This is a genomic window from Novipirellula rosea, assembly GCF_039541335.1.
Lineage (GTDB): Bacteria > Planctomycetota > Planctomycetia > Pirellulales > Pirellulaceae > Novipirellula > Novipirellula rosea.
Map to the genome: position 1 here is coordinate 250660 of NZ_BAABGA010000107.1, position 18000 is coordinate 268659.

Below are 18000 nucleotides of genomic sequence, written 5' to 3' on the forward strand. Positions count from 1 at the left end.
TTGACCAGTTCACTACATTACTTCGGCAACCAGCAGCGTGGTGTCATCAAACGCTACTCGCCCCGCTCGAAAATCTCGCAATGATTCTTTTAAGCGTTTCGTTAACTCATTGGCGTGATCGTTCATTCCTGCTGCGACCACTTGCTCGACACGCTGCGTCCCAAACTGTTCCTCGTCAGGATTAAACGCTTCGGTAACGCCGTCACCTTGGCTGCTTCGCACACAAACGCCTTCAGGAAGGTTGCCGCCATCGCGGCAGGCACTCCGTGACCCGCGACATCGGCGACGCAAAGCAATACCTGTGAATCGTTTAAGACAATCACGTCGGAGTAATCACCCCCCGCATCTTCGGCAGGTTCAAACACGGAGTTGATCTTCAGTTGTGGCAGATCAATCTCACCGGGGCGCAAATTCTGCTGGATCTCGCGTGCCTTCGCCATGTGCAAACGCCGATCCCGATCAGACGCATCGAGACGTTCAGTCATGACATTGATTTGATCGCCAAGATACCGCAATTCGCGACAGCTTAGGTTTTGCGTTCGGGAATCGAGATTCCCATCACCGATGCTCTGCAACGACGCAACCAGTCTTCGCATTGGTTTCGTCACCATCAAGTAGAGCATCAAATTCACTACTGCAGCCGCAACGACACCTGCGAGCGCCCCCGGTTCACTGGCATCCACCGCCACGGCGGCTTCGTAAAGCGTCTTGGCTTCCTCAGACTACGCGAACCGCGTCTGATCAAGGTGTCGAACGATTCGCAATCGGTGGTCAACGATGATAAACAACGCGACGGCGACCAGCAGCACCGAATTGACGGCAATGAGAAGCTGTCGCGGTAGAGGAAGCTGCCGCCAAATCTTCGGTGACTCCATAGATTTCTTTGTGGAGTTGGGAGCTGCACCTAGCTTGGTGACGAAAACCCATCAGTTAGATGACTTGAACTCATCCAAACTTGACGCGGCAAGAAAACTTTCGAGCGAACGGGATCGCGACATGCAATTCTTGAGTGCCGATAAATCGTCTGTCCATACCCGGCACATCCCAATGTATGCCTGCGTAAAGTCGTCTCCGTGAAAGCGAAGTGTCTCGCCCTGATTTCCTCGAGAAAACGCACCAACTTCATTGCCATTTCGTCATGTTCTATTACGCTGGCGACGTGGCAGACGATGAAATGCTGCTCTGCATCTTCGAGCATTTGCAAGGCCGCATGCCAAAGCCGATCCGTAGGATCGGAAACAGTTGATGCAGTCGGCCATTGGATCTCTCGGTGCAGCGCAACACCGTGGCGACCTCAAGGCATGCTGCGGAAATAGCCATCGCGAAGCTCAATCAATCACACTTGCGTATTTTCGGAACAGACCGATTAACTCTTCGAGCTTCTTTTCTCGGTCGGTGGATTCTCCACCTTCGAGGACTTCTGCGACACAGGTTTTCAAATGGTTTTCGAGGACGATTTCACCGACTTTCCCCAACGCCCCAGTCGCAGCGGACAACTGCATCATGATATCGACGCAGTACTGATCGTTTTCGATCATGCGTCCAACGGCATCGACCTGTCCCACGACACGTCGAAGGCGATTTGTCAATTTCTTTTTATCGTCCTCGGAAAGCATGACGGGTAACACTGACGAAATCAGGGAATTGGGAGTAAAACCTGCGGCTAAGCCCAGCGATTGTAGCGAACTCGGCCTCGATCGACAGTCCCACCACTCTGACAACTTCTCGGAGCGACGCAACACCGCGGGCTACATCTTCATCCCCTTCATACCTGGGTTGTACTTCGCGGGATCGCCGAAACGACGCACAATTTCCTCGAAAACACTCCCTTTGGGGACCGACTCATCCGTCTCCATTACCTTGTGATATAGATCCTCGGGTAACACCCGTAGGGCGGTCATTAGCCCCATGATCGACATCGGCCACATCGCCCGCATCCCCTGGACTTCGCGGCGATCCCAAATCGTTTTCATCATCGCATCCGACATATTCATGCTCTTCATTTCTTGCGGGTACCCCGGCGTGGCGAACCCCGGATCATTACGCGTTGCATCGACGGGGGGCCGGTTCGAAGCGTTCGCCAAATATCGGTCTACCGAAACTCCTTCACGAATCCGTGGGCCGACTTGTCGCGTCATGTGATTCATCATGTGATGGACCATGTGACAGTGGAACATCCAATCGCCTGGGTTATTGGCGATGAACTCAAAATTCGATGCCTGCGCAATTCCCACCAATTCGGTATTGCGAGGAATCCAGGCCGATTTGGGAACCCTCGCTCCTTCGTGTCCCGTCACCCAAAACGTATGTCCATGCAAATGAATGGGATGATGTTGCATCGGAGAAAAGTCGAGCAAGCGAATCCGTACTCGCTCGCCGTGTTTTACCACCAGTGGTGTGGTGTAGGGGCCGCTGCGGCCATTGATCGTATGCCAGTTCCAATCCATCCGCCAACTGTCGGCAACCGTTTGCGTCGGCTCAATAAAAAAGTTTTGAAAGATCAGGCCAAAGTCGCGGTCGACTGGTGGATCAAAAACTTTACGAGGATGAACGATGAACCATCCAACGCTTCCGAACGCTTCTTGCATCGGCACGTGAGCATGATAGAAGAACGTCCCCTCTTCGTGCACGTCAAACTCATAGACAAATGACTTGCCCGGTTCGATTGGGTTCTGTGTCAACGTTTCGCTGCCATCGTACTGGACCGGCATCTCAAAGCCGTGCCAATGCGTCGTGGTGGCTTCGGGCAGTTCATTGGTGACAACAATCCGCACCCGATCGCCCTGATTCACTTCGATCGTGGGTCCTGGCATGCTGCCGTTGTAGCCGTAGACATTCATCTTGTAGCCTGGCAAAAACTCACGCTCAACCGCCATCGGCACCAAGTGAAACTCCTTCGCTCCGCGCACCATTTTCCAGGGCAGTTTGGTCAGGTCGGGAGCTTCAAAAGGAGCTGGACCTGCGGCAGCACTACGAAATCCTGGCATCAATTTGCCAAGATAATAGTCCGAATCGGGGTCGTTGCCGCGACTGGGTTTGAAGCGAGAAAAACCGTCCATTTCGGCTTCGACATCCGAGTCCGCAGGAACTTTTGGCTGGGGCTTATCGGAATGACCAGCATGCCCCTGGGGCATCGGCATGTCTTTCATGTCCATCGGCTGTTGTGCACTGGCAGCACCCGCCAACAGTCCACCCGCTGCCGCGAGGGAACCGACTTTCAAGAATTGGCGACGATCTTCGTTACTGGGCATGGTTCAGTCTCTCTTGTTGCAAAAGTAAATAGGTCGACTCCTTTCGCATTCGATCTCCCGTCTCCTCACTCCTCACTCTTCAAACTTCACTACCGCGGCTTTGGAGTCGCATCGATATGGCCTGGAGGTGTTGGTCCTTGTGCCGCTTGTAAGCCGCCCTCGAGCATGAATCCACGAACGAGTACCTCGTTTTGCCGGACCATCTCGAGTTGTTGGATCTGCGTCAGCCGTGCATCGAACAAGTCGTGCTGAGCCGATAGCACATCCGGCCAGTCGACGCGGTTGTCCTTGTAGCTCTCGAGCAGCTCTTCATACGCCATACGTGCTTCGGGGATGATCACGCGATCGTATTCGGTAGCGATCTGAAGCGATGTTAGATACTGTTGATATGTACTTGCTAAGCGACGTTGCAGATTGAGTTCCGTGCGGCGGATCTCTTCCTGTTGACGCATTAGATCCGCTTGAGCCTGGCGGATCGTACCTTGATTTCGGTCAAACACCGGCAGTTCAATCGAGACCCCTGCGACCGCGACGGTTTCTTTGGCGTCGAAGTTGTATCCTGCGCCACCACGGGCCACGATATCGGGTACCCACTCGACTCGCTCGCGTTGTAGTGTGACACGATCGCCCGCAAGTTTGGCACGGGCCGCCATCAATTCAGGGCTTTCGGCCAGCAGTGTCGAAACGGCTTGCTGATACGAGATCGGCTCCGTTTCGGGCATCAGCGATCCGGCCACCGGTGCGACGGCGAAGTCGACGCCGACGAGCGAAACCAGTTGACGAAACTGATCGCGATAATGATTTTCGGCGGTCAGAACATCCAATCGAGCACGCTGCAACGTAATGTTGGATTGCCGCACCTCGGGGCGTGTCGCTTGGCCTTGGTTGTATAATTCGCGAGCCGTCACGGCACCGTCTTCGGCGGTCTTTAGCAGTTCACCACGCAACTGGAGCACTTGATGCGCTGCGAGTGTTCGGTAGAAATGGACTCGCACATCATTGCAAACGCGGAACTGCTGAGCGATGGCAAGGTGTTCTGTCACGTGAGCACGTCGCATGTACTTCTCGCGACTCAGACGAAGTTTTCCTGCCGTTACAAATCGTTGCTCAACCAACAACCCTTGGAACTCGCCGGGTGAATCTTTGTCCCCTGGCACGTCCAAGCCGATTTGCTCACCGCTGTAGATCAGGGTTGGGTTCGGATACAGACCCGCCTGCAGTGCCTTGGCTGTTTCCCCAGAAATTTGCAGTCGTGCTTGGCGGATGGTCGGATTGTTTTGCGCGGCCATTGCCAAGAAGTCACTCAGCGTGTGACTGACAACATTGAAGTCTTGGACCGCCAGGCCGCCAACAACTTGGCCGTCAACGACAACCGGAGGTGGAGCCATCGAGTAGCCGTCATCCCCTAGCTGTTGGTGAGGAAACAAGGGACCCGCTGCGTCCAGATCGCTCAATCCATACGGAGCGTCAGGGACAGGCGGCGGAGGGACGAACGTTTTTCCTGGATCCGGTCTCTGGGCCGAAGCCAGCGATGCGGTTCCAGTCAGTGCGAGTGCTAATAACATGCGAGATTTTGCAAAACGTCGTTTCACTTTGTCGTGCTCCTTCAGCAGCCCTGTGTGGCATCGTTGCCTACAGAACGGTATCGGAGCTATACCCACCCTGGGTACATCTGGTCTTATCCAATGCAGAGAGTTAAGGCAAGGAAATTCCGGTTATGCGGTTTAGGTAAATTGCGAGCGGCGCCGCTGTGTGACGTTGAGCGAACCCTATGCCAACACGGCTCGAATCAGGTTAATTTCGCAGCACGCAGTCTCAATGCGTTAGCGATTACCGACACGCTACTCAAACTCATCGCAGCAGCGGCAATCATCGGGCTCAGCAAAATACCGAAGAATGGATATAGCAGTCCTGCGGCAACGGGAATTCCCAATGCGTTGTAAATGAAAGCAAAAAACAAGTTCTGGCGGATGTTGCTCATCGTTTTGCGGCTCAGGTTGCTTGCCGCTGCGACACCGCGAAGGTCACCACCGACCAGGGTCACGCCCGCAGATTCGATCGCAACGCCCGTCCCTGTGCCCATTGCAATACCGACATTCGCTTCGGCGAGCGCCGGTGCGTCGTTGATCCCATCGCCGGCCATCGCAACGATTTTGCCCTCGCTTTTTAGCTTACGAATAAAATCATGTTTATCTTCGGGCGAAACCCCTGCATGAAACTCGTCGATCCCTAATTTTGTGGCGACCGCTTTCGCCGTCGGTTCGGCATCGCCCGTCAACATCACCACTTTCAAACCGAGTTCATGCAGCGTTTTGAGAGCCGCCGGCGTACTTGGTTTGATCGGATCTGTGATCGCCATCAGGGCGGCTAACTGGCCATCGACTGCGACAAAGATCACCGTCGCTCCTTCGTTTTGATGCTTCGCCGCCTGCTCACGCCCCGCATCGACGCCACCCACGTTTTGCTCGATTAACAAGTCGGCCTTTCCGATGATCACATCGCGTCCATCGACTTTGGCTTGCACGCCACCGCCGGTGATGCTGCTGAACTCCGTCGCTTCATGCTGCTGCCCACCGTCCTCTTTCGCACGTCGCACGATCGCCTGAGCGAGCGGATGTTCACTCTGCGTCTCGACTGCGGCGGCCAACGCCAAGATCTCCGGTTCGTTTGCTCCGCCGAACGTTTCAATCGCGGTCACCTCCGGCCGGCCTTGCGTTAACGTTCCCGTTTTGTCGACCACAATCGTATCGACCTTTTCCATCACCTCTAAGACCTCGGCATTCTTGATCAGCACGCCCTCTTTGGCGCCTCGGCCAACCCCGACCATCACCGACATCGGCGTGGCCAATCCCAACGCACAAGGGCAGGCAATGATCAACACGGCAACGGCGGCGACAAAGGCATGTGCCAATTGAGGTTCGGGGCCAAACATCGCCCAGCCGATAAACGCCAGGATCGAACAGAAAATCACCGCGGGTACAAAATAGCGAGCCACGACGTCGACCAGCTTTTGAATCGGCGCACGACTCCGCTGGGCATCCGCGACCATTTGGACGATCCGGCTCAGCACCGTGTCGCCTCCGACGCCGACCGCTTCCATCACGAGCGCGCCGGTTTGGTTCAGCGTACCCCCGGTGACCTCGTCCCCTTCGGATTTCTGAACCGGGATCGGCTCGCCCGTCAGCATCGATTCATCCACACTGCTGCTGCCGCTAAGGACGCGGCCATCAACCGGAACTTTCTCGCCCGGCCGAATTCGCAAGCGGTCACCTTTGTGAACCGAATCGAGCGAGACCTCTTCTTCACCCTCTTCGGTCAACCGATGTGCCGTCTCGGGTGCCAACTGCATTAACTCGCGGATCGCACCGCCGGTCTGTTGTCGTGCGCGAAGCTCCAGCACCTGTCCAAGCAACACCAACGTGATGATCACCGCAGCCGCCTCGAAGTACAGCGGCGGCACTCCGTTTTCGAAAAAGGCTTCGGGGATCACGCCAGGCAATAGGACGACCACTAGGCTGAACAAATAAGCCGCCATTGTTCCCACCGCGATCAGCGAAAACATGTTCAGGTTCATGCTGCGGAATGACTTGGCGCCACGAACCAACAACGGCCAACCACACCAAAACACCACTGGCGTGGCCAGCGACAATTGCAGCCACGCGAATACGCTATTGGACATCCAATTGCCGATCTGCAGCCCAACCATTGGCCCCATTGCAATCACCAACAACGGCACCGACAACGTCACGCCGGCCCAGAATCGACGCTTCATATCAGCGTACTCTTCGTCCTCGCCAGAGGTGTCCACCGAGACAGTCTTCGGCTCCAGGTCCATCCCACAAATCGGACAGTCGCCCGGCCCGACCTGCTCGATCTCTGGATGCATCGGACAGGTGTAGATAGCCTGGGAGTCCGGAGAGGGGGGGGAGCGGGAGTTGATCACGTGACTTGGTCGACGATCCACCACAGCACGAATGCTCCCCATTTCCCTCACTCTCCAATCCCCCCGCTTGCTTTTTCTCCGCCTCTTTCTGTGCCCGCGCCGTCACTACACTACCCGGGTCTGCTTCAAACTTCGCTAAACAGCCATCGCTACAAAACACATAAGTTTCCCCGGCGTGAATTGCGGACCGAGGGCTGTCAGCGGGCATGACCATCCCGCAAACTGGATCGATCTTCGTAGTCGAATCGGCGACAGGCAATGAGTTTTGGTTTTGATCGTGGTCCATGAGGCTTCCTTGGCTGCCATCTTGTCAATTGAAACTATACCCCACTACGGTATGCAACTTACATGCCGTTGCAGCACGGCAACTTCACCAATTTTTGAAATTCCAATTTCACAGAGAGTAATCAATGTCGCCACATACCGCCTCGATGCAAGACTGATTGAAAAACTGCCAAGAATGCCAGACGATGCTCAATGAGATGCTGACAAGCCACTGCCTATCAGAGGGTGGTGCTCACGTCGAGCAAACCCACGTCAAACTGATGCTTGATTGTGCCGCAGCCTGTGCGGCATGTATTGACCTCATGAGCCGCAACAGCGACCACCACGTTCATTACTGCAAGGCCTGCGCAGAAATCTGCAAAGCTTGTGCTGATAGCTGCGAACAGGTCGGCAACATCGGCAAATGCGTCGAGTACTGACGCAAGTGCCACGAAAGCTGTGCATCGACGACAGCGTAGTATTTAGCATCGAGTTTGACTCAAAAGTATGCCATGACATCGGTCGAATAAACATTCGCATTGTTTTTCCGACATTGAACACACGAATGGCATCTTATAACCACGCAATTTTGGGCCCAATTCGTTTCGCAGTTGCTTTGGAGCGGATGCGAAACGATTGAGCTTCGTGGTTTGACACCATCCGCTACCTTTGTGGATGATTTTCTGGAACGCTAACCCGCTGCAACGCGGCAATCGCTCGACATAATTACGCAAACGCTGCTGAGCTGATTAACGAATTTCTAAGCAGTTTCCCGACTCGTTTGACAGTTGGTGAGAAACCGTGGTATTGGGTCAGCTATTATCAAAGCACATCATCATGGAGTTAACGATGACTGACACCAAGACAACCAAAACACAAGCAAAACCTGAAACAACTATTCGCCGCGGCGCTGTTGCTGCGTCGATCTGGAAGCGGCAGGCTCCCAGTGGCTTTGAGTACTTCGACTTCTCGCTCAGCCGAGCTTGGAAGGCGAAGAGTTCGGGGCGGGATGGCTACTCTATGAACTTCTTCTCCGATAATGAAGAAGCACTGGGAGAGGTGATTCACGAGGCAGCCAGCTGGATTGCTGAAAAGCAAGCTGCTCTGCAAGCCAGCAAGCAAAACGAATTTGAGGTAGCAGATCGTTGTACTAGCCACGACGAGATTCTTTAAAGGTTGAGGAGCACCAACCTGTCGGTAACACGAGTCAGCTGGTGCTCCTCATTTTGATGGAACGATTGCCTTCACAGCAACGAGTTGCGTGTAGTGATCGCGGAGCACGATGTTCCGATATTGCTGGAACAGTTTCCCCTCGCGTCCCTGGTAACGGTAATAACCAAGCCGTTTGGTTGAGTCGGCAAGCTCGATTGCCTTGTCTTCAAATTCAATTTGCTCTGCTGGTGACAGGCCGTCCCAAAAGACCTGAAATTGCGTCTGAAGACGATCGACGGTTTGCTGCTGTTCTGCGTTGGAAGCGTCGAGAAGTATCCGTTTTCGCGTGACACGGGATGTCTGGGCCGTTCTCCGCTGCGCTGCCTGTTCGGAGCTCTCGAATCCTCGGGGAAAGACGATACTATTGGGGTTGCGAATGGCCTGTACAAGAAACCCTGGTCCCCTTGGCTGACCATGGTTGTTGTACCAATCAAACATTTCGATCATTGTTTGCACATTGGTTGATGCCGCGTTCTCGACTAACTCACTGGCCGAAGCCGGGCCGATGCCCCGGCGCGTCAGTTCGACGGCCAAGCTCGATTGGTCAAAACGATCCAAAATCGTGTTCCCCGTCGCGATCGGATGGTCGATTGATTTCCGTTTTGGCTTCCGTTGAAAGCGAACGATCCAACGGCTCGTCGCCACCTTTTCAAATTGCACTTTCCCAGGCAATGACTTTAGTTCCCACTTGGATTCTAGTTCGGCGATCCCCTTTAATAGGACTCGCTTAATCTGCGCTGCGTTGTAGTTTTCTGACAGCCGCATCTTCATCACGGCGAGTTCGTGAAGATCAATTTCCACATGGTTTCCGTAGTAAAACCGTTTGTCGAGAAAGCGATAGAGTCGTTTGGCGATCGGGCTGCTAAGGCTGAGATACAGATTCCAGTCCAATTTTTTGAGATAGCCTGCTTGGAAGCTGTTGAAAATGACTTCGTTCCAGGTGAAGCGTGATTGCCCTGACGAAGTTGATCCAGTTTGGCTTTCACGATGGTAGATTTGCAGATTGTCAAAGACGCTGAAGTCACGATTAACCCAGCTTTGTGCTGCGTGATCGTAGAACGCTCGGTCGGAAAAGATGGTCAAGCCTTTCCACCGCCGCAGCGATTGAGCCAGTCGTTGATAGTTGCGCGTATTGTCGGGCCACGCCAACAGCTTGAGCAGCTCGTATCGAGAGAATTGGACTTCGGATGAGCGATAACCCTGGAGCCGAGTAAGCTGAATGCAACCGAGCAGCACGTCCTCGTCGCTTACGATCGGCAACCCGTACCGATCCGAACCTGAGAGAGTTAGGCGGCGAACCACGTTGCGACGTTCTTTTCGGTCAAAGATGACGTTCTCAAACGTCACTGTTTTCTTTCCATCATCGATTCTCTTCGATATTGCCGCCAACGGGAACTCCGCAAAGTTCATTTCATCGACACCGGTGGCCGAAAGTTCATACGAATCGGAAGCCATAACGCGTGGTTGGGTTGGTGTTTTTTTCGTTCGGTTTTTCTCCAAAGACAACCGTTCCGTTTGTTGTTGTATATGAGTTAATAAAACAAAATTACTGTTGACGAATCGTTTGTCATTTCAGTCCCTTACGTGGACAAAAGTGTTTCAATAGACGGTATTCACGGTCACCTGAGTGTTTCAAGAGACGGTAAAAAGTGTCTCAGAACACGGTGATCGGGCGATGCAAAAGTGTTTCAAAGTACGGTACGCCTGTGACCCCATCGGATTCGCTCCGTCGCACCCTGCCATACTGCGACGCGGCGGGCAAGCAATATTCGAAACTGACGGAAAATTATGCTTGCAGGCTTGCTGGCAAGTATGCAGGTCGAGAAGACGGCTAGCCATCGGTGCGGATGGATTGGAGCTTGGTCCACAGGTCATTGAACACGCTGGATGGCACCGCGAAAATAATGCTTGCGGGAAAGTTTGCCATCGTGTAGCTAAGCCAGCATGATAATCGCATTCGTAAATAGTAAAGGTGGTGTTGGCAAATCGACGTTGGCGGGTAGCTTGGTTGGCTGGCTTCGTGGTCATGGTCGAAGCGTGATACTGGCCGACTGCGATACGCAGTGTTCGTCGAGCGAATGGATTCGTGAAGCAGCACCTGAAGTGAGAGTGGTTCGATTGTCAAATTCGGATGAGGTCCTCGACGAACTGCCGCTGCTGGCGAGTGAATCAGAGTTTGTAATTGCCGACGGTCCTGGATCACAAACCGAAACCAGCCGAGCGTTGCTTTTGTGTGCGGATCTGGCAGTGATTCCGTGTAAGGCGAGCATGATGGAAGCTAGGGCGTTAAGCAAGAACACTTCGTTCGTGCGTCAGGCACAAGCTATTCGAAAAGGTCCACCAGACGCAATTGCCGTGCTGAGCATGGTCGGTCGTGGGTACCGCCTGACAAAAGATATGAGGGAAGCTGCAATGAGTTTGCACTTATCACTGGCCGAGACCCCGATCATTCTGCGTCAAGCGATTGCGGACGCGCCAGGTCAAGCCAAATTTTGTGGCAATATGGGGTTTGCGGCAAGGGAAGCGGCGAGAGATCTGGACACGTTGTTCCGAGAGCTTTTTCCCAAAATCGGTTTAGAGACCGCTTCGGAGATACGAATGGCGAATGATGGGGAGTAACCAGAAGGAAAGGGAGAATCAACAACAGAGGAATTGAACATGGCAGAAAGAAGATCACTCACGTCCGCAGTAACGAGTTCCGTGCCGGGCGTGGACCCTGAGCTTGTCCGATCGTTTGTCACGCAAAATGGGTTGGCTGAGAAATCGAGCATTGCGTCAACGAAATTACAACCGGGTGACGAATCAGCTGAGCCAAGCTTGCAGTCCACTACGACGACGAGCCAGTCTCGCCCTAAGACGCAAACCGCGAAGCGAAAATGTCGGTCCGTCCCAGTGGGGCTGATCCCCGTTACGGTACGGCTACGTCCCGAGGTTGCTGGCGCTCTAAAGCGTGCATCGCTGGAACGCGAACTGGAGGGTGAGCAAGTGTTCACGCAGCAAGATTTGGTAGAACAAGCACTAGAACCTTGGCTCAAGGAAAACGGTTTCTTGGACTGATGAAGTCGCCGTAACGACTGTCAATTGCTGCCTATTGGCAGTGCCAGGAGCTGACGAATTACAGACCAAAATTTCCCCACTCTTGGCGTCAGCCCGAGGTAAAAACAAGAATTTAAGCCAACTTCGTGCGGAAACTATGGCATTCTGGGCAGACAGCGGGTATTAGTAAAACAAGGGTTTCACTGATCAATCTGTCTCCTTGAACGAAAGGGAATGTGATGGTTGCTGGCAAAGTCGCTGTAAGTGCGGAGGCTGATGGCACTGTCCGAGCTCCGCAGTCGACGCTTGATCGAATGCGTTTTTCTCTCGGTGCAAGTTTTAATCGCGATCTGCGCCCGCCCACGAACACCGATTCGGTCATAGAGCTTTTGAAGTCCCGGATTCTTCCAATGGTTTCGATGCGAGAAACGTCATTGACGTGCGATAACTTTCGCGAACTCGTTTTTGCCTACGAGGCTGATTGGAAGTCGCTACTTCAATTTCGCACCGAGTGGATGCAACTCTTGACTTCGCTGATCCGTATTGATGCTTCCATCACCGGAGAGTTCCATGACGAAACGAAGCAAGCAGCCCGTGAATTATCGAAGGAGTGGGCGAATGAGATTATGGAAGGCTTGATGTGGCCGATGACCATACGTTCGGTTTTGGATGCGAGTCTTGCACCGCTACCAATTTCCAAGTCGCGAGAAATTTTAATTAGCAACATCCATGACACCATCCACAAAATGGTTTCTCACATGGTCTACCAACTCGACGCTTTGACCGAACGCTGCGTGCTTGGCAAAATCGAGTGGTTCGGTGACAGTGCTTGTGAGTACAGTTTCATCGATCGCAAATTGGTTTCCCGCACAATCCGTTCAGGTCTCGTAGGCGAAGTTCGAGTGGACCGGAAGAAACGCATCGCTTGGCGGACGAACGAGACATCCGGCGTGAGCGAGAAAAGTGTAGCCGCGCATGTTCACGACATTGTGAACGCCGTTTCATCTCGCATTGGTGACGGAATGGTGTCGATTCCGCCTCACGTTCAATCCATTATCGATAACGTACCCGACGTATTGATGAATGACGTACGCATGATCGAGGGCAATCTTATTCGCGAGCGTTGCATCGAGCAAGATATTGGTGAAACAGCTTGGACGATTACCGAAGATGTTACGGTTCGCTACCATTTTGACCCGGCGATTGTGCTCGCCGAACGGTACGTTTTGATTGGCTGGGTCGACGTGCCATTGTCAGCAGAGACTTCGCGGGAGTCGAACGTCACAAATGAGCTTCAAAGGTTCTTGGGTCGGATATTCGAGTAGTCATCGCTTTCCAAAGGGGCGTCTCCTGTGCCGCGTGTTACTCAGGTTATTGATTTTATTATTAACTCCCACCCGATTGGAAGAAAAGCAGTTTTCGGAATGCTGATCGCGTTTGTAGTCTGGTGGATCTATGGCAGGCAATTGGACACGGTCGTATCCAGTACGAATTCGGATGTGGCTGTTGCGCAAGCAACTCAGCCAAGTAGTGAGTCCGTGCCACATAGCAAAACGCCGATGCCTAGCGAATCGATAAATCAGCCAACGCATTACGAGGTAGTGAATGGCGAGCCAATTACTCCATCCATCGACGAGCGAATGCGGGCAATTGAGTCTGAGGCATTGATTGAGAGAATCGAAAAACTTGTCATAAACTTTTCTGAGTTGGAAAAGAACCTTTCCACCTGGAATCAACGCATTAGCGACTTGGCATCGAATGACACTGGGCGGCGCCTGGCAAATCATCCTACAACGCTCGGTCTCGTCGAAACCCTCATGCTGTCAGAGCCGGTTCCAGCAAATCAGTTTATGGTTTTAAAAAAGCGGATTCGAATTATCGAAGAAGAAACCGCCCAAGTCCAAACTCAAAGGATACCTGACGGCTTGGAAAAGATGATTGCGGAGACCAAATCTATGGTCGATCGCTACACGGATTCGCTTGCTCAGGTTTCACTTTCGATGGACACTTTTGAAAAACAATCTCTGCTGGAAAATCCCTCCTCGATGACCCTTGCTGATGCGATCATTAAACGGAACGCAGAACTTGCAATTGCTCACGCAAAGCGGTTGGACGACGACAAAACGCAGGCTGATGAAAAGGTCGCTGCGATGAATCGAGAGGCGGCAGCGTTCGAACACCAGCGGAAGATACAGATCGCAGGAGAGCAGATCGACTTGGCCAAGCAACGCCTCGTGGATGAACAGGAAAAACTGAGACTTGAGGCAGCGAAGCGAAAATTGGAAGCAGAGTTCCAACGAGACTTGCCGCAAATCAAGCATTACCTTGGAAAACTATTTGTAGATGGTCACACCCAGCCCGTTAGTTCGACTACTTATGCAGATGTTGGTACAACGGGACCGGTGTCGCTGGCTCGTCTCGTAGCCGCAGGAGCCCTGAAGGACAAGGTCGAGGGAGATGGGGCTTACAGCGCCATTTTGCATCTTATGGTCTCGCCAACCAACGACAGAAAGGTCGCTGCACCCTACCCGCAGAACTACATTGGTGGCTATCCTAAACCGGCCGAGGCTGCTGCAGCGAGACCGGCGTATCTACTGCTTAAAAAGTACGGACAGTTGCTCGTGGAAAAGGGCTACTTGGGGAAATAACTGGACGGGCGCAAAAGGCGTGATGTCCGGCACGTTGCACTGAGTGTGAACGTGCCGGTGGTGGTGCCGCCGATAATGTGGATCAAACGTGGTTTTGACGAAAATTTTGCTGAGACCTCGGTACAAAGTGTTTACTGTCGGAACGTGTTGCATTCCTATAGCCATCGGTCGCTACCGGTTATGAATCGAAATTCTACCGCAAAATCGATTCGCATTCGTGGTCAGCGATATGAGGTTCTTGAGCGATTATCGACCCCGTGGCGCGGGCGATGGAAGGTACATCATCGCTCACCCGCGCCGCGTGGCACAACCTACACTGTGATTGAGCTACCATTCTCTGAAGAGTCTGAGCAATTGAGGCGTTCAGTTGCTCGCATACCACAGAATCAGTACGGTTTGCCGAAACTGATCGACGTTGAAACAAGCGATGGCACTACGAAGCTTCTACTCTCATGGTGCGAGGGAATCGATTTAGCAACTTATTATACGCGTTTCCGAAAGTTCGATTCGTCACCGATTGGTGTTTGGGAAGCGATTCGGCGTGCGAAGTCAATGGCTTACTCACTGTCGGACTTGCATTATTCGGCGAGAATTATTCATGCAGACATTAAGCCGGCGAATTTGATTTTGCCAAGCGACCGCGGTGCGATGTTCTTAATCGACTTTGGCAGCGGTTGGCAGATTGAAAGAACGTCAAGGCGATGTTTAGGTGACGGTTCAAACGTGACTTATTCCAGCCCAGAAATTTTTCAGGAACTCGATGCTGTCGATGCGAGGGCGGATCAGTTCTCCTTAGCGGTTGTTCTCTTTGAAATGCTCACAGGAAAACCTCCCTATCGTGGCTATGGTGGAAAAGCCGGACACATCGGGTTCGAGAAGATCGCGAATCGCTATCAGCCACCCAGCGTTGTTCTGAGGTCGACGAATGTACCTAGATCGGTGATGCGAGAGATTGACGATGTTCTTCGTCAAGCATTGCAGGTAAGACCGGAGATGCGATTCCCTAATTCACAAGAGTTCGCCCAAGCCCTTGGCGGAATTTGGCAGTCGTTACAATCCAAGGCCGATCATCTTTCCAAGCATCGAAGTTTCTCTCAGACAGTCTGGAATTGGCTTGCTCATCCTGGCTGATTCTCATCGAGCGAGTTTAAGAATTTTCATGCCAGTATCGATGATGCGGACGCCAGTCGAACTTATCGCCGCAATCAGAATGCACTGGTTGACCATGGTGACCAGAATGTGTGTTTGCTCCAATGGGGCCGGTTGTAAAACGGGTATCGGATACTCCAGAGATAAACGGCCTTGGCTTACCAAACAGGCAGTTCTCGCAAGGTGAACCGGCAGGAGTCTTGACAGGCTGGCCGTTTTGATCTTCGTCCAGAACTCTGGAAAACCTTTTGAGCTCTTTGATTGCTTTGCTTCTCAAGTGATCGTCGATAGGAATCGCAAAGCAGCGTTTTGTTGCTACATCAAGGAGGATGCCCCATTCCGATTTCGACCCTCGAAATTCCTTTTTGCAGAGGTGCGAGTACAGAGCTAACCGCATGATCTGAGAATCCCGAATTACAAAATTGCTGCCGGAATAATTAAAAACGGGAATGCGATCAGCGTTAGTCGTCTGAAGAATTCGCCACGGTTGACCGCACAGATTTAGTGATAGGTCTTCGTATCGCCCCTTTGGTTTAAACGAAATGTAGCCATCCTTTATTAAGCCGTACCAACTGACTTCGACGGGACCGGTTGCAGTCGAATCAAGCTGGGATGGAGTTGCGTCTTTATGGCGAGACAGTTCAGCCAGTACCGCGAGCAGTGACAGCCCGTCCGTAGTCGCCTTCCACGCAAGGAGAGATCCAGGCAGCAAAAGAAGTAGCGATAGTGACACCGAAAAAAAGGCGGCGATAACCCAAAGCAGAAGAAATCCGATTAAACAGCTCAAGCTGTACCGAAGAAACGCAGGAAAAATGCGGTCGAATTCTTCCTTTAGCTCATCTTCGGTAAACGCCGGCACATAGCTTAAGTTGGGAACTCTCGGTTTCTCTACATTGCCACTATCGAGCCCCTGCTGCTTGTAGCTGAGGACGCCCGCTCTCGCACAAAAAACGTAGCTGCCAAGCGATGTCACATCGATCATAGGCCGCGAGTTTGGTTGGCTATCCATTGGTTAAACTTTCCACTTTGTCCAGGCTTGTAGCACTTTCTCTGCGCTCGCCGGACGGCATGCATAATCCTTATCGCTGCATTTCACAATCAACGCGGCAACGCCCGGATCATTCGTCCGTTTTTGGATCATTTCAAAGTCTGCGTCCGTTCTTCCCGTCAGCAATTCCGTGGCGATCACCGCCCAGCTAAACAAATCACTTCGAAAGTCCCGATCATCTCCGCAAATTTCCGGCGCTCGGTATAGTGACTGAAGTTTCCATTTCCCAGAGACCGAAATATCGCTGTCGAGTAACTTTGCGAGTTCAAAATCGGTGATGATGCATCCTGATGAATCATCGCGAAGCAAAACCCGCTCTGGTGCAAGTTCGCGGACAAGAACCTTGTGTGCGTGCAGGCTCGAAAGTCCTTGAAGCAGTTCTGATCCGATGCGTTTTACCTCGTCAAGTGGAAACTCGACGTCTGAATCAATCATTTGAGACAGTGGTGATGAGTCGACCCATTCGTCCAGAACCCACCACGCCGTATCCTCACCAAGACGGCGTGTGTCGATGTGTTTGGCAACGCGCCGCTCTGATGTTAGTGATGCACAGACTTTCGCGTGGCGAGTGAGACGTTCGACGAGTTCCGCAATTTTTGCTGGCGGAACATGCAAGAGGTCATAAAATTTTCCCCGTGCGAAGCGACTTGGAAGCAGTTCGCTTTCGAGTTTTGCTACCTGGTAGCTAACGCCGTTTGCGGCGATCAGAGATGGAGTCTCGTTCGAGACGATCTTCCAGTCATTTGGTGGTGTTAGACGGTGAATTGGTTCTTCAACTTCATGCCGGGTCGGAACGCGACATAGTTCCTCTTCCCGAGACTGCAAGACGTTCAAGACTTGTTCCCGAACGTATTTACCCGCTTCATTTGTAAGCAAGCGGCACACGCTACCGCGTGATACGCCCGCCTTTTTTGCTAGATGAGCCCAAGAGCTAATGCCGACGGCGTTTCTGCGAGCAAGCAATTTGTCGTAGTCAATTGCGGGGTCATCGATTGGCATAAAAATGTCCGATGAAAAATGGAGCGCCGCCTTGAGCGCCGCGACACTCATTCGGGCGCTGGTGATGCGTAGAATTCAAAACACAGGAACGACAGCAGATGACAGGCCTTGCTCTGCCACGCTAGCAGTCGCTCCAGTGTCATTTTAGTCCGACTTCACGTACGTGTCTCGATGTTCATGCGTCCTTCAAACCGAGAATTTTGCGAGGTAGATTCGACGAACGATCTACTCGTTGCCCTGATCTACTGCGTACGAGCCTTCAGCTTCGGGCAAGTCGCGAACGAGTATTTCGGCGGGAATCAGCGGAAGGCAAAGTACCGAGTGACAAAGCTTGTCGCTCAAGGTCATCTCGTATCTGAGCGGTTACTGATTCGTGAGTTACCCCGACTTCAGTCACCGCTCTACGTTTGGGAACCAGGAAAGCGGCCGCCAAACGTTCAGTCAATCGTC

The 18000-nt window shown here is 52.6% G+C and carries 18 protein-coding genes; 7 read left to right on the top strand and 11 right to left on the bottom strand.

The genetic code is table 11. The features are described 5' to 3' along the window. Positions 1 to 12: 12 nt before the first annotated feature. From ABD971_RS31270 to ABD971_RS31300, 7 genes are all read right to left on the bottom strand, one after another. On the bottom strand, positions 13 to 222 hold the full coding sequence (locus ABD971_RS31270; protein ID WP_345327636.1) for a SpoIIE family protein phosphatase: 210 nt from the start codon (positions 220 to 222) through the stop codon (positions 13 to 15). Continuing rightward, complete coding sequence (locus tag ABD971_RS31275) at positions 123 to 689, bottom strand: PP2C family protein-serine/threonine phosphatase (RefSeq protein ID WP_345327638.1); 567 nt, start codon at positions 687 to 689, stop codon at positions 123 to 125. The genes ABD971_RS31270 and ABD971_RS31275 overlap by 100 nt, the downstream gene beginning before the upstream one ends. Before the next feature lie 639 nt (positions 690 to 1328). Next, complete coding sequence (locus ABD971_RS31280) at positions 1329 to 1589, bottom strand: metal-sensitive transcriptional regulator (RefSeq protein WP_425571400.1); 261 nt, start codon at positions 1587 to 1589, stop codon at positions 1329 to 1331. A gap of 159 nt (positions 1590 to 1748) precedes the next feature. After that, positions 1749 to 3251, bottom strand: a complete 1503-nt coding sequence (locus ABD971_RS31285; RefSeq protein ID WP_345327642.1) for a copper oxidase — start codon at positions 3249 to 3251, stop codon at positions 1749 to 1751. An 89-nt stretch (positions 3252 to 3340) separates the two neighbouring features. Further along, positions 3341 to 4843, bottom strand: coding sequence for a TolC family protein (locus ABD971_RS31290; protein ID WP_345327644.1), 1503 nt, complete (start codon positions 4841 to 4843; stop codon positions 3341 to 3343). 197 nt (positions 4844 to 5040) lie between these two features. Continuing rightward, complete coding sequence (locus tag ABD971_RS31295) at positions 5041 to 7137, bottom strand: copper-transporting P-type ATPase (RefSeq protein WP_345327646.1); 2097 nt, start codon at positions 7135 to 7137, stop codon at positions 5041 to 5043. Then, entirely contained in the window at positions 7025 to 7480 is a 456-nt protein-coding gene (locus ABD971_RS31300; protein ID WP_345327648.1) for a YHS domain-containing protein, read from the bottom strand. Before ABD971_RS31300 ends, ABD971_RS31295 begins: the two co-directional genes overlap by 113 nt. A gap of 157 nt (positions 7481 to 7637) precedes the next feature. Between ABD971_RS31300 and ABD971_RS31305 the strand changes: the two genes are divergently transcribed. Both ABD971_RS31305 and ABD971_RS31310 read left to right on the top strand, forming a co-directional pair. Further along, positions 7638 to 7898, top strand: coding sequence for a four-helix bundle copper-binding protein (locus ABD971_RS31305; protein WP_486348657.1), 261 nt, complete (start codon positions 7638 to 7640; stop codon positions 7896 to 7898). 409 nt (positions 7899 to 8307) lie between these two features. Then, positions 8308 to 8631 carry a hypothetical protein gene (locus tag ABD971_RS31310; RefSeq protein ID WP_345327652.1) on the top strand — a complete coding sequence of 108 codons (324 nt, stop codon included), beginning with the start codon at positions 8308 to 8310 and terminating at the stop codon, positions 8629 to 8631. Positions 8632 to 8679: 48 nt separating this feature from the next. Here the strand turns inward: ABD971_RS31310 and ABD971_RS31315 are convergent, their stop codons facing one another. Together ABD971_RS31315 and ABD971_RS31320 are read right to left on the bottom strand one after the other, a co-directional pair. Beyond that, on the bottom strand, positions 8680 to 10125 hold the full coding sequence (locus ABD971_RS31315; protein ID WP_345327654.1) for a replication initiator protein A: 1446 nt from the start codon (positions 10123 to 10125) through the stop codon (positions 8680 to 8682). Positions 10126 to 10501: 376 nt separating this feature from the next. Beyond that, entirely contained in the window at positions 10502 to 10627 is a 126-nt protein-coding gene (locus tag ABD971_RS31320) for a hypothetical protein (RefSeq protein WP_345327656.1), read from the bottom strand. On the opposite strand from ABD971_RS31320, the gene ABD971_RS31325 reads away from it, so the two are divergent. The 5 genes from ABD971_RS31325 (at position 10615) to ABD971_RS31345 (ending at position 15485) form a co-directional block, all read left to right on the top strand. Beyond that, a complete protein-coding gene (locus ABD971_RS31325; RefSeq protein ID WP_345327658.1) occupies positions 10615 to 11289 on the top strand; it encodes a nucleotide-binding protein in 675 nt (224 codons plus the stop codon). The genes ABD971_RS31320 and ABD971_RS31325 overlap by 13 nt on opposite strands. 39 nt (positions 11290 to 11328) lie before the next feature. Continuing rightward, entirely contained in the window at positions 11329 to 11727 is a 399-nt protein-coding gene (locus ABD971_RS31330) for a hypothetical protein (RefSeq protein ID WP_345327660.1), read from the top strand. Between the two features lie 398 nt (positions 11728 to 12125). Next, the gene (locus ABD971_RS31335) at positions 12126 to 13031 is read left to right on the top strand and encodes a hypothetical protein (RefSeq protein ID WP_345327662.1); all 906 of its coding nucleotides are present in this window, start codon (positions 12126 to 12128) and stop codon (positions 13029 to 13031) included. A 27-nt stretch (positions 13032 to 13058) separates the two neighbouring features. After that, positions 13059 to 14354, top strand: coding sequence for a hypothetical protein (locus ABD971_RS31340; protein ID WP_345327664.1), 1296 nt, complete (start codon positions 13059 to 13061; stop codon positions 14352 to 14354). 318 nt (positions 14355 to 14672) lie between these two features. After that, positions 14673 to 15485: a serine/threonine protein kinase gene (locus ABD971_RS31345; RefSeq protein ID WP_345327666.1), complete on the top strand. Its 813-nt coding sequence runs from the start codon at positions 14673 to 14675 to the stop codon at positions 15483 to 15485. 16 nt (positions 15486 to 15501) lie between these two features. Here ABD971_RS31345 and ABD971_RS31350 read toward each other — a convergent pair whose 3' ends face one another. Further along, positions 15502 to 16485 (bottom strand): hypothetical protein, encoded by a 984-nt coding sequence (locus ABD971_RS31350; protein WP_345327668.1) that lies wholly within the window; start codon positions 16483 to 16485, stop codon positions 15502 to 15504. A 30-nt stretch (positions 16486 to 16515) separates the two neighbouring features. Continuing rightward, the gene (locus tag ABD971_RS31355) at positions 16516 to 17601 is read right to left on the bottom strand and encodes a serine/threonine protein kinase (protein ID WP_345327670.1); all 1086 of its coding nucleotides are present in this window, start codon (positions 17599 to 17601) and stop codon (positions 16516 to 16518) included. Between the last annotated feature and the right edge of the window lie 399 nt (positions 17602 to 18000).

Bases quoted from the DNA above. Each gene is read 5' to 3' on its own strand.
- ABD971_RS31300 (WP_345327648.1), bottom strand. From the start codon at position 7,480: ATGGACCACGATCAAAACCAAAACTCATTGCCTGTCGCCGATTCGACT.
- ABD971_RS31310 (WP_345327652.1), top strand. From the start codon at position 8,308: ATGACTGACACCAAGACAACCAAAACACAAGCAAAACCTGAAACAACT.
- ABD971_RS31295 (WP_345327646.1), bottom strand. From the start codon at position 7,137: ATGCATCCAGAGATCGAGCAGGTCGGGCCGGGCGACTGTCCGATTTGT.
- ABD971_RS31350 (WP_345327668.1), bottom strand. From the start codon at position 16,485: ATGATCGATGTGACATCGCTTGGCAGCTACGTTTTTTGTGCGAGAGCG.
- ABD971_RS31285 (WP_345327642.1), bottom strand. From the start codon at position 3,251: ATGCCCAGTAACGAAGATCGTCGCCAATTCTTGAAAGTCGGTTCCCTC.
- ABD971_RS31330 (WP_345327660.1), top strand. From the start codon at position 11,329: ATGGCAGAAAGAAGATCACTCACGTCCGCAGTAACGAGTTCCGTGCCG.
- ABD971_RS31355 (WP_345327670.1), bottom strand. From the start codon at position 17,601: ATGAGTGTCGCGGCGCTCAAGGCGGCGCTCCATTTTTCATCGGACATT.
- ABD971_RS31315 (WP_345327654.1), bottom strand. From the start codon at position 10,125: ATGGCTTCCGATTCGTATGAACTTTCGGCCACCGGTGTCGATGAAATG.
- ABD971_RS31335 (WP_345327662.1), top strand. From the start codon at position 12,126: ATGCGAGAAACGTCATTGACGTGCGATAACTTTCGCGAACTCGTTTTT.
- ABD971_RS31320 (WP_345327656.1), bottom strand. From the start codon at position 10,627: ATGCGATTATCATGCTGGCTTAGCTACACGATGGCAAACTTTCCCGCA.
- ABD971_RS31325 (WP_345327658.1), top strand. From the start codon at position 10,615: ATGATAATCGCATTCGTAAATAGTAAAGGTGGTGTTGGCAAATCGACG.